This is a genomic window from Roseibium sp., assembly GCF_965232425.1.
Taxonomy (GTDB): Bacteria; Pseudomonadota; Alphaproteobacteria; order Rhizobiales; family Stappiaceae; genus Roseibium.
Map to the genome: position 1 here is coordinate 826,805 of NZ_OZ246971.1, position 13,917 is coordinate 840,721.

Below are 13,917 nucleotides of genomic sequence, written 5' to 3' on the forward strand. Positions count from 1 at the left end.
GCGCGACAAATTCTATCGAGATCCGTCCTTGTCGCGGCGAATTCCGACCTGCGGCTGCTCGACCACGCCGGCCGAACGCAAGACATTCAGAACTCCCGCCGCAAAACCCAGTAGCAGGAATATGATCAACCCAAAGGGCGCCGTTCCCAGCCACTGATCGGCAACCCAACCGATACCTGCCCCGACCAGAACACCCGCGATGAATTCCGAAGACAGTTTCATCGCCTGGGCATATCCGGAGGAGTTGCTCTCGGACTTGCGCGCCGCCTTTTCCTCGACCGCGCGCTGTTCCTCGAGCTTCCGGTTCAGCTGGGTCCGCCGCTCCGACAGACCCGCTTGCGAAACATCGTCGTCCCGATCTTTATTTTGGTCGTTTTCCGAAGACATGTTCCTCTGTCCCCAGTGCCCCGACATGTCAGATCAAACAACAGGAGTGCCCCGTAAGCCGCGCGCACCATAGTCGGCACCTCATGCCGTGTCAAGGAGACTTGATTAATAATTATCTCATTGAAAATATTGGTATTTTTCGGCCTGAACGAAATTTACAAGACCTAAGTTGTACGCCTGCTCCCAAGTGACGCAGGTCTTGAGGCTGCGGTCAGCCCGTTTCGCGGAATCGTTCCGCGGTCTCAAGGTCGACGGAGACGAGCTGGGAAACGCCGCGTTCGGCCATGGTCACGCCGAAAAGCCGGTTCATCCGCGCCATGGTGATCGGGTTGTGCGTGATCACGACAAAGCGCGTCTCGGTGCTTGCCGACATTTCATCGAGCAGGTCGCAGTAGCGCTCGACATTGGCGTCGTCCAGCGGCGCATCGACCTCGTCGAGCACGCAGATCGGCGCGGGATTGGTCAGGAAAACGGCAAAGATCAGCGACATTGCCGTCAGGGCCTGTTCGCCGCCCGACAACAGCGTCATCGTCTGCGGCTTCTTTCCGGGCGGCCTTGCGATGATTTCCAGCCCCGCGTCGAGCGGATCGTCGGAATCCACAAGCTGAAGCTCTGCCGTGCCGCCGCCGAACAGATGCGTGAACAGGCGCTGGAAGTGTCCATTGACCACTTCGAAGGAAGCCAGCAGGCGCTCGCGCGCCTCTCGGTTGAGATTGGAGATCCCCGTGCGCAAACGCCGGATCGCCTCGATCAGATCGTCGCGCTCGGAGGTAAGGGTGGTTTTCTGCTCGTCGACTTCCTTCAGCTCTTCTTCGGCGCGCAGGTTCACACCACCCAGGCGTTCGCGCTCGGCCTTGAGCCGTTCCAGCTTGCGTTCCACGCCGACCGGATCCGGCAATGGTGCGCTTTCCTTCAGTCCGGCGATTTCGGGCAGCGCGGCAACGGCGACCTCGAGATCCTCATCGATGCGCCGCTCCAGAACGGCCTTGCGTTCCCGTGCCGCCTCGAAGCGTTCCTCGGCGCGGATCTTCTGTTCGCGCGCGCCGGCCATCGCCTCCATCGCGGCCTTGGCCGCGCGGTCAACCTCGGCAAGGTCGAGTTCCGCCTGCTGCAGCTGATCGTCCCGGCCCTTCTTTTCCTCCTCCGCCTTCGAGATTGCGGAAAAGAGGTCGCGCCGCTTGATTTCAATGTCTTCCGGTGCCTCGACGAGTTCCGCCCGCTCTTCCTCGGCTTCGTCGCGGCGTTCGGTCAGAACCGTGACCTGCCGGGCAGCGTTCTGCGCGCGCGTCTTCCAGCCGTCGTATTCGCGCTTGATGGCCTCAAGCCGCCGGTCGCGCATCTGCTGTTCACGGGCAAGACCTTCGGCGACCGCCCGCGCCTCCGCATGTGCGCCGCGCGCGGAAGCGACTTCGGCCTGCAGATCGGTGATCCGGTCCTGAAAATCAGTGCTTTCTGGCGTTCCGGCAAGCTGACCTTCCGCCTCGGCGGCCTGTTCACGCGCAAGTTCCGCCTCTTCGCCCAGGCGCTCGGAGCGCTCCTGGGCCGCTGCCCGTTTCGCGGTCAGTTGCGCAACGGAGCGTTCGGCAAGGACAAGTGCTTCGCGGACCGATGCCGCGTTGCGCTGCGCATCCCTCACCTTGCCCCGGGCCGCCTGTTCGGTTTCGGCATGACCGCGGACGTCGGCAGCCGCCTGTTCCAGCGCCTGCTGCCTGTCTTCAAACGCGCGGCGCGCCGTTTCGATCTCGTCGGCAAGCTCGATCAGCCGGTTCTTCTGCGACAGTCGCTGCGCGGCCGGTGTCGGCGCGTTGGCCGCGACAACGAACCCGTCCCAGCGCCACAGATCGCCTTCCACGGAGACCAGTCTCTGACCGGGCTTCAGTTTGGCGCGAAGTGCCGGTCCCTCGTCCTGCGCGACGATGCCGATCTGGCGCAGGCGGCGGGCAAGCTCTTGCGGAGCGATTACGACGTCGGACAGCGCGCGCGCGCCCTCGGGCAGATCCGCATCCAGATCATGTCCGAGTGCCGGGCCCCATTTCACCGGTGCGCTCCCGCTGAGGGACGCATCGAGGTCCTCGCCAAGCGCGGCGCCAAGCGCGGTTTCGTACCCCTGTTCCACCTGGATCTTTTCAACGACAGGCGTGAAATCCTGATCGGCATGTGCGTTGAGCACCTGATCGAGCGTGCGTGCCTCGGTCTCCAGTCCCTGCAGGAGCTGCTGCGCGTCGCTCAACGGAGTCCTAGCGGATTGCTCCCTGTCCCGCGCTTCACGGGTTGCCGTCTCGGCAGCTTCGACCGTGGCCTCGGCCTCCATCAACGCTTCTTCGGCCAGTTCCAGTTCTTCCCGGCTTTCGGAGATCCTGTCATGGCCGGCCATCTCAAGATCTATGACCTCCAGCGCCGCTCGCGCATCCTGGACCTGCGCCAACAGCCGGTCGGCGCGAAGACGGCTTTCCGCAACTGCCCGTTCGAGCTGGCGCCGTTCTGCGGTCGCACGGGCTTCGGCCGCGGTCAGATCGGAGAGCCGCGTTTCCAGATCGCGCACGATCTCTCCAGCTTCCGCAACCTTTTCCCCGGCGGTTTCCGTGCGCTCCTGGACGAGCTCGTTTTCCTCCAGCAGTTCGGCGCGTTCTTCGGACAGGCGCTCCAGCACCTCATCGTTCTCGGACACCATTGACTGTTCGCGCCGGATGTCGTCCGCCAGCTGGACAAGGCGGCGTTCCAGATCCTGCAGACGTTCCTTCACGCGGCGTTCTTCGGCATCCAGCTCGTTGCGTGCGATCACGAGCCGTTGCAGGGCCGCTGCGGCCCGGGCCGATTCGTCCCGCAGTTCGGGAAGCTTGTGCGCGGCGATCGCCTGGACGCGGGCGCTTTCGGCCTGCAGCGCCGTGGCCTCGTTGACCTGCTTCTGCGCTTCGGCGAACTGGACTTCCGCCGTGGTCAGCGCATCGCGCGATTCGATCCAGCGGATGTAGAGGATGGCAGCCTCCGCCGCGCGGATTTCGGAGGACAGGTTGCGGTACCTGCTGGCCTGGCGCGACTGGCGCTTCAAATTGTCCAGCTGGCCGTCGATCTGGACAAGGACATCTTCGAGCCGCTCAAGGTTCTGTTCAGCGGCCCTGAGGCGGATCTCTGCTTCGTGACGGCGCGAGTGCAGTCCGGAAATGCCGGCCGCCTCTTCCAGGATCTGGCGTCTCGCGGTCGGCTTGGCGGCAATCAGTTCGCCGATCTGTCCCTGCCGCACCATTGCCGGTGAGCGCGCGCCTGTCGACGCATCTGCAAACAGGAGCTGAACGTCGCGGGCGCGCACGTCCTTGGCGTTGATCTTGTAGTTGGATCCCTGCTCGCGCTCGATACGCCTGCTGACTTCCAAGAGGTCGGCATCGTTGAACGCGGCAGGCGCGGTCCTGTCTGAATTCTCGAGGAAAAGCGCGACTTCGGCCGTGTTGCGCGCCGGGCGGTTCAGGCTCCCGGAAAAGATCACGTCATCCATGCCGGATGCGCGCATGTTCTTGTAGGAGTTTTCCCCCATGACCCAGCGGAGGGCTTCGACGAGATTGGACTTGCCGCACCCGTTGGGGCCAACCACGCCCGTCAGTCCGTCGCCGATAATAAATTCCATCGGCTCGACGAAAGACTTGAAACCCACCACGCGGAGTTTGGAGAACCTCATCGGCGCTCACCCCTTAACGAAGCAAGCGCCGCAGATCGGATCAGGTATTGCGCACACGGATCGGTGCCCGGCGAAGTTTCCGCCGGTTCAGAGCTCAGCGTCGATGAGTGCTCCCATCTGGTCAATCGACATTGCTCCCGGGTGCCGCGCACCGTTGATGAAGAATGTCGGCGTCGAATTCACCCCGAATTCATTCGCCGCACGGTCTCTCACTGCATTTACTGCGTCAAGAAGACCCTGGTTTGTCAAGCATTCCTCGAAGGACTCCTGTGTAAATCCGATCTGTTTGGAAAAGTCGAGGAGCGAATTGTACGGATTGTCGGTAAAAGCCCACGCCCGCTGGTTTTCGAACATGGTATCCACAATTTCAAAATACTTCTCAGCCGGAGCACAGCGGGCCAGCATGAACGCAGCGGCAGAGACCGGATCCAGCGGGAATTCGCGGAAAATGAAGCGCACCTTGCCGGTGTCGACATACTGCTCCTTGAGCGGCTTCCATGTGTTCTTGTGGAAGTTTGCACAGTGACCGCAGGTCATAGACGCATATTCCACCACCGTGACCGGCGCGTTCTCGTCTCCCAGGACCTTGTCACCGAGCGGACCGGGAACAAGCAGATCGTCGATGTCGACGGATTGTGCGAAGGCCGGAATGCTTGCGGCAACACCGAGTGCTGCGCTCGCCAAGGCCGTGGTCTTGAGAAACTGTCTGCGGGTCTGGGTCACGGGGTCGTCCTGTCACTTGTTACAACGCGCAGCACCTAATGGTGCCGGTTCCATCGCTTCATTTGCCCTTTGAGGCAGCAGCCGTCAACAAGGCTTATCAAATGTGGCAGGAGAGAGGACAGCAGAAAGCTGCGTTTCACGATGATGTTATTGTCTTGTTATTGCCCGATGAAGACAACGGGAATGACCGGATCAGGCAACCGCGTCGTCATGTTTGGCGATGACCTGAGCGCCGAGCTTTTTCAACGCTTCCCGCAGACGGGTGTTTTGAACGCCTTCCAGTTGCGCATCGAGCTTTTTTTCTTCCTTGTCGGTCAGCGACCGCAACTGCTTGCGCTCTGCGGCCGCTTTCACGGCGACGGGCTTTTGCAGGATCTTGATGCGGCCGACGGCCGCCCAGCCATAGAAGGTGTTGATGCGCTCGATCATCTGGGCGCTCTCGTGAGACAGAAGCAGCGCCGTTGCGCCGTCCGTGTGCACGACAAGGGTTGCAGGTTGCGTCGGTGTCTCCGGATCCGTCAGTTCCGGCTGGCGGGGCCAGACAAGCTTGTCGGGCTGCACACGCGTTCCGTAGCGCTCGCCGACAATGTCACCCCAGGCCGCCACGATGTCGACGGAGGCAAAACCGCGCTTCCGGCACGCAGGCGTCATCGCCTTGCCGACAAGATCGGCAAGCTGTTTCGCCTCGGGAGGCTTGCGATGTGCATTTGCCTTCGTCACGCTCTTGACCTACTTCCTCAACCGGCTGTCCGGCTGGATCCGAATTGCCACGGATCGCAGATTGAGGTGATGTGTCCCAATAGAATACGACAAAAAGACGACGAATACTTAATGGCATCCCTGTCGCCCATCAACTCTACCCAAGTTGTCCCCAGGCTTTCCAAAGGGACACAGCATATTTCACTGACAACTACACCGCCGATCTCATGACAAATGCTTCACTCAGTCAATCCTTGCTCAACTGGTACGACCGGCACGCGCGGCGCCTGCCGTGGCGCGTTGCGCCGGAAGACCGGATATCGGGAGAAGTCCCCGACCCTTACAGGATATGGCTGTCCGAAGTGATGCTGCAGCAAACCACTGTCGCTGCGGTGAAAGACTACTTCGAGAGGTTCACGAAAACATGGCCGCGTGTCGAGGACCTCGCTGCGGCCGACGAGGAAGACGTGATGAAAGCCTGGGCCGGCCTCGGGTATTACTCGCGCGCGCGCAACCTGAAAAAATGCGCGGAGACGATCGCGCGCGACCACGCGGGCCGGTTCCCGGAAACGGAGGACGCCCTGCTCGCGCTTCCCGGGATCGGACCCTACACCGCGGCAGCCATCGCAACGATCGCCTTCGACAGACATGCCGCTGTCGTCGACGGCAATGTCGAACGCGTGCTGTCACGGTTGCGGCGGATCGAAACGCCGCTGCCGGCAGCGAAAACGGAGATCAGGAGGGAAATGGCGGAGCTCACGCCGGAGGAGCGTCCCGGCGATTTTGCCCAGGCGGTCATGGATCTGGGCGCGACGATCTGCACACCCAAGCGCCCGGCCTGCGGACTGTGCCCATGGATGGGGGCGTGCAGCGTCCAGAATTCCAGCCTCGCCGAGACCCTGCCTCGAAAAGCACCGAAGAAGGAAAAACCCACCCGTTTCGGCGCCGCGTTCGTTGCCGTCGACGGATCGAGCGGGGCGGTGCTGCTCAGGCGGCGCCCGCCCAAAGGCCTGCTCGGCGGCATGACCGAAGTTCCGGGCACGGACTGGTCGGAGACTTTTGATCCATCGACAGCCGTCGAAGCCGCCCCGTTTCAGGGCGCCTGGCAGGTCTGCACCGGCGAGGTCAGGCACACGTTCACGCACTTTCATCTGCGCTTGCAGGTGTACCGGGCCGAGACACGGATGAAGGCCACAGAGCGCGTGGACGGTTCCTGGTGGTCACCACCGGGCACGCTTGCGGAGGAAGCCCTGCCGACGGTCATGCGCAAGGTGCTGGCGGTGGCACTCGGCTGACCGCTCTCTGCCGTCAGTCCGCTCAGATGATTTCCCCGACATCGATCCTATTGCCGTCGTGATCGGCGAAGACGAAGGCGCGCAAGCCGTAGTCCTTGTCCTGGAGGCGCTTGATGATGCGGAGGCCGTTTTCCTGACACATCCGGTAGGTTTGCGCTGCATCGGAGACCAGCATGTGCGCCACGTTGAACGTGGCTGCCTTGTGCGTCTTCTGGAGCGTGAGATGCAATTCGGCATCGTCCTTTTGCAGGATCATGAATCCGACCGGATCCCCGTTCTCGAATACCTTCTCGAACCCGAACACTTCCCGGTAGACCCGGAAGGACTGTTCAATATCGCTGACGGGCAGCATCGGCGCGATGCGGCCGAGCTTCAATTCATCGGCTGGCGTGGAGGGCATGGCCTTCCTCTTGTTCAGATGCGCGCGCGCCATGGATCCGGGCGGTGCCGATTTCCGGGCCGGTCAACGCTGTTCAGGGCGGTGCCTGGCCGGAGACTAGCAAACAAAAGCACTTGAACAAAGGTCAGGAAGAGATGCTTTTGAGCGCGTTTTCAAGCTCTGCCGGGGCGTGGCCGCCGCAACGGAAAGATGCTATGGATTTGCAGCTCTCGTGAGAAGGAATTTCGTTATGCCCTTAATGGTTGGTGATATTGAAATCCATCTTGGTCCACAGGAACAGGGCGGCCCCGATTCCCTTCTGGACCCCATCCTCGAATTCATCGGACGCGCGGGCAGCCGGCAAAACCTCATGATTGCCGTGCAGGAGATCGACAACCCCGCCATTGCAAACGCCATCATAGCGGCACGGCTAAGGGGCGCGGTTATCGATCTGGTCGTCGAACAGAGCTACCTGCTGGCAGCGAAAAAACCGAAGGATCTCGCGGGGGCGCACGCGCCGGGCGGCAAACACGAGATCAACCGCGAGCTTTTCAACGCCATCCTGCGCTCCACGGCCGATGTGAAGGTCGACTTCAACCCGAACATCTTCCACCAGAAATTCATGGTTCTCGGCAACCGGGTCCTGACCGGCTCGACGAATTTCACCACGACCGGGGTCACGAAGAACCTGAACCATGTCGTCGTCATCAACGACGCCGAAGTCGCCAATGCCTACAAGAAGGAATTCAAGGAAATCAGGGAGGGCCGTTTCGGCAAGTTCTCCGTTGCGCACGGCCCTGCTCCGAAGGAGGCAAAAGTGTCCGGCATCCGCGTCAAACCGCTGTTCGCGCCCGATCACGCGCCGGAGATGGAAATCATGAAACAGATCCTGAAAGCCAAGGAGCGGGTCGACTTCGCCGCCTTCACTTTCGCCCAGTCTTCGGGCATCGACGATGCGCTGATCGCCGCGCACAGGAACGGGATCACGATCAACGGCGTCCTGGACCGCCGCCAGGCGAACCAGAAATGGGCCGCCAAGCACTCACTGCATGCCGCCGGCATCAAGGTTGCCGTCGCAGGCGGACGCGGCCAGCTCGGCAAGGTGCACCACAAGCTGATGACGATCGACAACAAGGTCTCGATCTTCGGCAGCTTCAACTACACGAAGCCGGCCAACAAATCGAATGATGAGAACATCATCGTCGTCGGCGAAGTGAGCGAAACGGACACGGCAGCGAAGGCTGCACAAAAGAAGATCGCGCTTGCCGCGCGCAAGGAAATCGACCGGATCATTGCCGATTTCGGCGAATAGGCCGGCCGACGGCAAGAGCGGTTCACGGACGCGCCTGGCAGCACTTTCCGCACACACTTCATGGAGGCCGGGTATCCTTGCGTTCGGAAACACGGCGTCCGGGTCACAAAACGATTGCGGTCCGGCGCGCAACGCGCTTGAAAGGCAGGGTCAATCTCACGGATCAGCCCCATGTTCACCCACACCCTCCCTGCCCTTTTCACACCAGGCGAATGCCGTGACATCCTTCAGCTGAGCGAGGCAGAAGCGCAGGACAGCGGCGGACTTGTCGGCGGTGTCCAAGGTGGGGACATCCGCCGCGCCAGGATCAGCTGGCTCGACGACGAAGGCGCGGCCGGATGGGTGATGAGGCGCATCATGGAAGCCGTCGCGCAGGCGAACCGGGAGACGTTCGACTTCGATATCACCGAATTCCGGGAACGGCTGCAGGTTGCGCGGTACGATGACAGCGAAGCGGGGCACTACGACTGGCATTCGGACATTGGCGAAGGCCGAATTGCACAATTCCGGAAGGCGACGATCGTGACGCAACTGTCGCCGGCCGATGCGTATGAGGGTGGCGGGCTCGAGATCAATCTCGGAAACCGGATCATGTCGGCACCACGGGATCAGGGCAGTGCGGTCGTCTTTGCGAGTTTCATGCTCCACCGGGTTGTTCCGGTGACAAGGGGCACGCGGGCGTCCCTGACGTGCTGGAGCCACGGCCCCCGGTTTCGATGAGGCTTCACGTCCTCCTGTCGGGCATATAAACATGAACGCGCGCGTGACGTATCAAAAGCTTGATTGGATCATCGGCTGAGGCGTGTAAATCCGCGTTCACTTTTTCCTCATCCAATTTTGTTCGGCAGCCGTAATTCTCCGCAACACAGGTTACACCAACCCTTTGTATCCGTTCGGGAAAAAACCATTTCCCGGAACGCCTAATCCTTGCCTGTGTCCAGCTCGGGAGTGTGTCATGAAACTGATCCAGAAATTCGTATTCGCCCTTCTCCTCGTTCTTCCGCTGTCCGCTGCAAAAGCGGGCGAGAAGGATATTGTCGACACTGCAGTCGGCGCGGGCTCCTTCAACACCCTCGTCGCCGCCGTCCAGGCCGCAGGTCTTGTCGACACGCTCAAGGGCGAAGGACCTTTCACTGTCTTTGCTCCGACCGACGAAGCTTTCGCAGCCCTTCCGGCAGGCACCGTTGAAAACCTGCTGAAGCCGGAAAACAAGGACCAGCTCGTTGCCATCCTGACCTATCACGTCGTACCGGGCAAAGTGATGTCTTCCGATATCGCCGGCAAGAAAGCTGAAGTGGCGTCCGTTCAGGGTGGCGAGATCTCCGTCGACGCAACGGATGGTGTGAAGGTTGATGGCGCCAAGGTCGTCAGCGCCGACATCGAAACGTCCAACGGCGTCATCCACGTCATCGACGCGGTCATCCTGCCGAAATCCTAAGGTTCAGACGGGTACATCCTTAGCCCCATCATGTACCGTCTGAAGGCGCGGTCTCACACGAGGCCGCGCCTTTGGCGTTTTCCGGGTGCCCGGGACAAAAAATGTGCGCCCTGCGACGAACTGGGTCTGGACACGCTTCGCAAAATAGTCCAGAACACTTTCTAGAATAATTCTAAACTATCAATTCCACAGACTCGCAAGGAGAGGTTTCCATGAAGGGAAGTGAGAAGGTTATCGAACGCCTGAACGAAGCACTGTTTCTGGAACTGGGCGCCATCAACCAGTACTGGCTGCACTACCGCCTCCTGAGCGATTGGGGCTTTGCGCGCCTTGCCAAGAAGGAGCGCGAGGAATCCATCGAGGAAATGCAACACGCCGACAAGCTCACGGACCGGATCATCTTCCTGGAAGGTCATCCGAACATGCAGAAAGTCGCACCTCTGCGCATCGGCCAGAACATCAAGGAAGTTCTGGAGAGCGATCTCGCAGGCGAGTATGAGGCGCGGACATCCTACAAGACGTCACGCGACATCTGCCGTGACGAAGGCGACTACGTCTCCATGGCCCTGTTCGAGGAACTGCTTGCCGACGAGGAAGGTCATATCGACTTCCTGGAAACCCAGCTTGAGCTTCTGGAGAAGATCGGCGAAGAGCGCTACGGCCTGCTGAACGCCGCGCCTGCCGACGAAGCCGAATAAAAGCCGGCAAATTGAGATCCCGTCGACGCGCGCCTGAAAAGGCGCGCGTTTTTTTAATCCGCCAGCCCCTCATTAACGTAAGGTTAATATGACTTGAGGAGGCAGGCATGCACAAAGAAAGACTGACACAACTGGCGGATATGCTGGAGGCGCAGATCCGGATCCTTGCAGACACTGGCTATTCCAGGGAAGCCGATGTCGCGAGGCAGGAAGTCCTTTCTCTCAGGCTTCTGGCGGGCGTGACGGACTGAACCTCATCCTGAGGAACGAACCAACGCCGGTTTGCAAGCTATTCCCTTCTCCCGGCGGGAGAGGGCCAAGGTTAGGGGCCGGATCTCTCAAGGAAACGTCAACACCTTTCCCCTCACCCGGCCTGTCAGGCCGACCTCTCCCAAGGGAGAGGTGACAAACGCCTCCGCTCTACTGAAACGCGGTTTCCGCGAAGCTTCGGAGTTTGCGCGAGTGCAGGCGTTCGGCGGTCATGTTGCGCATTTTCTCCAGGGCGCTGATGCCGATCTGCAGATGCTGCGCGACCTGGCGTTTGTAGAAGTCTGTTGCCATGCCCGGCAGTTTCAGTTCTCCATGGAGCGGCTTGTCTGAAATGCACAAAAGTGTTCCGTAGGGAACGCGGAAGCGGAAGCCATTGGCGGCGATTGTCGCCGATTCCATGTCGAGCGCGATTGCCCTTGATTGCGAGAAGCGTTTGACCAGTTCCGGCTGATCCCACAATTCCCAGTTCCTGTTGTCGAGCGAGACCACAGTGCCAGTGCGCATCAGGCGCTTGAGTTCATAGCCGTCAAGACCGGTGATCTCGGCAACCGCATCCTCAAGGGCCACCTGCACTTCGGCCAGCGGCGGGATCGGAACCCAGGTCGGCAGATCCTGATTGAGCACGTTGTCGTCGCGCACATAGCCGTGCGCCAGCACATAGTCCCCGAGTGTCTGGCTGTTTCTGAGACCGGCGCAGTGGCCCAGCATGAGCCAGACATGCGGTCGCAGCACGGCAATGTGGTCGGTTATGGTTTTGGCGTTCGAGGGACCGACGCCGATATTCACCATGGTGATGCCGCTGCCGTCGGCCCGTTTGAGATGATAGGCCGGCATTTGCGGCAGTTTGGCCGGTTCCGTGCCACAGGAGGGCTCGCTCTCGCCCGCCTCGGTCGTGAGGTTGCCCGGCGCGACAAAGGCCTCGTATCCGCTGCCCGACGTGTTCAGGAGTTCCTTCGACATGCGGCAGAACTCGTCGATATAGAACTGGTAGTTCGTGAAAAGCACGTAGTTCTGAAAGTGCTCCGCCGCCGTCGCCGTATAGTGCTGCAGGCGATGCAGCGAGTAGTCGATCCGCGGTGCCGTGAACGGGGCCAGCGGCATGACACCGTCAGCCGGTTCATAGGTTCCATTGGCAATGGAATCGTCCATGACCGTCAGGTCAGGCAAATCGAAGATGTCGGCCAGTGGCCGTTCAAGATTCGCAGCGGCAGCCCCGCCTTCAACATGCGTGCCGTCGTAGAAGGCAAAATGAAGCGGTATCGGCGTGTCGCTGTCACCGACGAGTATCGGCACGTCGTGGTTCTTCATCAGCAGCTTGAGCTGCGCCTCCAGGTAATGGCGAAAGAGATCCGGGCGCGTGATCGTCGCCGCATGTGTTCCCGGTCCCGAAACGAAGCCGTAGGACAGGCGGCTGTCCAGACGCACGTGGCTGTCGGTGACAACCCGGACCTGGGGATAGTAGGCCCTGACGTGCTCCTGGATGTTTTCTCCGTCCAGAAGGTCGTTGAAATGCGAACGCAAAAAAGCCGTGTTCGCCTCGAAGATGTCTATCAGGCGGTCAACCGCGTGTTTCGCGTTCGTAAACACCTCGAGCGGATGCGAAGGCGCCTTGCGCATACGCCTCTTGCCCAGCGGGTAGTCGCCCTTGATCATATTGGACATGAAAGTCTCCTTATTGTTGTTATGGCGAACACAGTCCTGCCAGATGTCCCCTGCGTCAATACACGGAACACGTGTTTTTGAATTTTTTTTCGCGAAGAGAAAATTTCTTCAATCAAACCAGTGGCGAATTCCGGGACACGAGCCCGGCGCACCTTCCCGTCGAAGGCACTCGGGTACGGACCCATAAATGAAGCCGATTTGACGGCAGAAATGGCAAGATCTCGCGAGGAAGCGTGCGCAGAGCGGGCTTTTTGCCCGGTCAAGCGCGGTGACGCTGCGAGGTAAGGCCACTTTGCCGTCCTTCGGATTTGGTCGCTTTGGCCATCTGCCGCGTCGCGAAAGGCTTGAAAATGAACCACATTTCCTGCGCTTTCGCTCCTCGCAGTTGGTCAAAACGATCCAAACCAAGTTGACTTCATTTATGAGTCCGTACCTAGGCCTCTTCGCAGCGTATCATCGCCGGGGTGCTCTGGCAGGTTGATCCCTGACAGAGCGATGAAACGGACTTTCCGCCGGTTCGCAATCCCGGTACTATCGGTCCGAATTCTGATCAGGAGCTTCCCCATGAAACGTATCCTTTTGAGCCTTGCGGTTGCTGTCTTGCCGATGCTTGGTGCCGGGTCCGTCGCTTACGCGGCCGATCTGCCCGACCTTGGAGGCCGGGAGGTTGTGATCGCATCCGAAAACACCTATCCGCCGCTGCAGTTCATCGATCCGAAAACCAGTCAGCCGGCGGGCTGGGAGTACGAGGCGGTTGCCGAAATCGCCAAGCGGCTGAACATGACGGTCACCTATGAGAACGTGAGCTGGGATGCGATGATCCCCGCGGTCTCTGCCGGCGAATATGATGTCGCGATGAACGGCATCACCATCCGCGAAGACCGCGCGGAGAAAGTCGCCTTTTCCGATCCCTACATGCGTTCGGAGATGTTCATGCTGGTTCGCGCCGACGAAGACCGGTTTACCGATCCCGAGGGGTTCGCCGCCAACGCCGACTTCCTCGCTGGTGCCCAGCCGGGGACGACCCCTTTCTACGTGACCGTCTACGAAGTCCTGGACGGTGACGAAAACAATCAGCGCATCAAGCTGTTCGAAACATTCGGCGCGGCCGTTCAGGCGCTCAAGGTCGGGGATGTCGACCTTGTTCTGACCGACAGCACCGGCGGGCAAGGTTATGTCAACGCCAACCCGGACACGTTCAAGCTGATCGGCGATCCGATGGGCACGGAGGATTTCGGCTTCATCTTCCCGAAGAACACGGACCTGATCGAGCCGTTCAATGCCGCCATTGCGAGCATGCGCGCGGACGGGACGCTGGATGCACTCAACAAGAAATGGTTCTTCGACTACAAGGCGGGTCAGTAACCGCCTCGCGGTCCATCCC

At 60.4% G+C, this 13,917-nt stretch carries 13 protein-coding genes; 7 read left to right on the plus strand and 6 right to left on the minus strand.

Features of this window, described 5'->3' with window-relative positions:
• Window positions 1-12: 12 nt before the first annotated feature.
• From ACO08A_RS03800 to ACO08A_RS03815, 4 genes are all read right to left on the minus strand, one after another.
• A complete protein-coding gene (locus ACO08A_RS03800; RefSeq protein ID WP_422039902.1) occupies window positions 13-387 on the minus strand; it encodes an AtpZ/AtpI family protein in 375 nt (124 codons plus the stop codon).
• Window positions 388-598: 211 nt separating this feature from the next.
• Complete coding sequence (locus tag ACO08A_RS03805; RefSeq protein WP_422039903.1) at window positions 599-4,057, minus strand: chromosome segregation SMC family protein; 3,459 nt, start codon at window positions 4,055-4,057, stop codon at window positions 599-601.
• Window positions 4,058-4,144: 87 nt separating this feature from the next.
• On the minus strand, window positions 4,145-4,780 hold the full coding sequence (locus ACO08A_RS03810) for a thioredoxin domain-containing protein (RefSeq protein WP_422039904.1): 636 nt from the start codon (window positions 4,778-4,780) through the stop codon (window positions 4,145-4,147).
• Between the two features lie 192 nt (window positions 4,781-4,972).
• A complete protein-coding gene (locus ACO08A_RS03815) occupies window positions 4,973-5,500 on the minus strand; it encodes a DUF721 domain-containing protein (RefSeq protein ID WP_422039905.1) in 528 nt (175 codons plus the stop codon).
• A 206-nt stretch (window positions 5,501-5,706) separates the two neighbouring features.
• On the opposite strand from ACO08A_RS03815, the gene mutY reads away from it, so the two are divergent.
• On the plus strand, window positions 5,707-6,774 hold the full coding sequence (gene mutY / locus ACO08A_RS03820; RefSeq protein WP_422039906.1) for an A/G-specific adenine glycosylase: 1,068 nt from the start codon (window positions 5,707-5,709) through the stop codon (window positions 6,772-6,774).
• Between the two features lie 22 nt (window positions 6,775-6,796).
• Here the strand turns inward: mutY and ACO08A_RS03825 are convergent, their stop codons facing one another.
• Window positions 6,797-7,174 (minus strand): VOC family protein, encoded by a 378-nt coding sequence (locus ACO08A_RS03825; protein ID WP_422039907.1) that lies wholly within the window; start codon window positions 7,172-7,174, stop codon window positions 6,797-6,799.
• 229 nt (window positions 7,175-7,403) lie between these two features.
• Here ACO08A_RS03825 and ACO08A_RS03830 point away from each other — a divergent pair, with 229 nt between their 5' ends.
• From ACO08A_RS03830 to ACO08A_RS03850, 5 genes are all read left to right on the plus strand, one after another.
• Entirely contained in the window at window positions 7,404-8,465 is a 1,062-nt protein-coding gene (locus tag ACO08A_RS03830; RefSeq protein WP_422039908.1) for a phospholipase D-like domain-containing protein, read from the plus strand.
• A gap of 171 nt (window positions 8,466-8,636) precedes the next feature.
• Window positions 8,637-9,185, plus strand: coding sequence for a 2OG-Fe(II) oxygenase (locus ACO08A_RS03835; protein WP_422039909.1), 549 nt, complete (start codon window positions 8,637-8,639; stop codon window positions 9,183-9,185).
• Window positions 9,186-9,420: 235 nt separating this feature from the next.
• On the plus strand, window positions 9,421-9,903 hold the full coding sequence (locus ACO08A_RS03840) for a fasciclin domain-containing protein (protein WP_420335909.1): 483 nt from the start codon (window positions 9,421-9,423) through the stop codon (window positions 9,901-9,903).
• Between the two features lie 212 nt (window positions 9,904-10,115).
• The gene (gene bfr / locus ACO08A_RS03845) at window positions 10,116-10,601 is read left to right on the plus strand and encodes a bacterioferritin (protein WP_306140961.1); all 486 of its coding nucleotides are present in this window, start codon (window positions 10,116-10,118) and stop codon (window positions 10,599-10,601) included.
• A gap of 107 nt (window positions 10,602-10,708) precedes the next feature.
• Window positions 10,709-10,852 (plus strand): hypothetical protein, encoded by a 144-nt coding sequence (locus ACO08A_RS03850; protein WP_319386090.1) that lies wholly within the window; start codon window positions 10,709-10,711, stop codon window positions 10,850-10,852.
• A gap of 169 nt (window positions 10,853-11,021) precedes the next feature.
• Here the strand turns inward: ACO08A_RS03850 and ACO08A_RS03855 are convergent, their stop codons facing one another.
• On the minus strand, window positions 11,022-12,524 hold the full coding sequence (locus ACO08A_RS03855; protein WP_422041849.1) for an AMP nucleosidase: 1,503 nt from the start codon (window positions 12,522-12,524) through the stop codon (window positions 11,022-11,024).
• Between the two features lie 573 nt (window positions 12,525-13,097).
• Between ACO08A_RS03855 and ACO08A_RS03860 the strand changes: the two genes are divergently transcribed.
• Window positions 13,098-13,898: a transporter substrate-binding domain-containing protein gene (locus tag ACO08A_RS03860; protein ID WP_422039910.1), complete on the plus strand. Its 801-nt coding sequence runs from the start codon at window positions 13,098-13,100 to the stop codon at window positions 13,896-13,898.
• The last annotated feature ends 19 nt before the right edge of the window (window positions 13,899-13,917 follow it).

What these genes read in the sequence shown, in the direction of transcription:
- ACO08A_RS03850 (WP_319386090.1), top strand. Translation starts at nt 10,709, where the DNA reads ATGCACAAAGAAAGACTGACACAACTGGCGGATATGCTGGAGGCGCAG.
- ACO08A_RS03835 (WP_422039909.1), top strand. Translation starts at nt 8,637, where the DNA reads ATGTTCACCCACACCCTCCCTGCCCTTTTCACACCAGGCGAATGCCGT.
- ACO08A_RS03825 (WP_422039907.1), bottom strand. Translation starts at nt 7,174, where the DNA reads ATGCCCTCCACGCCAGCCGATGAATTGAAGCTCGGCCGCATCGCGCCG.
- ACO08A_RS03830 (WP_422039908.1), top strand. Translation starts at nt 7,404, where the DNA reads ATGCCCTTAATGGTTGGTGATATTGAAATCCATCTTGGTCCACAGGAA.
- ACO08A_RS03855 (WP_422041849.1), bottom strand. Translation starts at nt 12,524, where the DNA reads ATGATCAAGGGCGACTACCCGCTGGGCAAGAGGCGTATGCGCAAGGCG.
- bfr (WP_306140961.1), top strand. Translation starts at nt 10,116, where the DNA reads ATGAAGGGAAGTGAGAAGGTTATCGAACGCCTGAACGAAGCACTGTTT.
- ACO08A_RS03800 (WP_422039902.1), bottom strand. Translation starts at nt 387, where the DNA reads ATGTCTTCGGAAAACGACCAAAATAAAGATCGGGACGACGATGTTTCG.
- mutY (WP_422039906.1), top strand. Translation starts at nt 5,707, where the DNA reads ATGACAAATGCTTCACTCAGTCAATCCTTGCTCAACTGGTACGACCGG.
- ACO08A_RS03805 (WP_422039903.1), bottom strand. Translation starts at nt 4,057, where the DNA reads ATGAGGTTCTCCAAACTCCGCGTGGTGGGTTTCAAGTCTTTCGTCGAG.
- ACO08A_RS03860 (WP_422039910.1), top strand. Translation starts at nt 13,098, where the DNA reads ATGAAACGTATCCTTTTGAGCCTTGCGGTTGCTGTCTTGCCGATGCTT.
- ACO08A_RS03840 (WP_420335909.1), top strand. Translation starts at nt 9,421, where the DNA reads ATGAAACTGATCCAGAAATTCGTATTCGCCCTTCTCCTCGTTCTTCCG.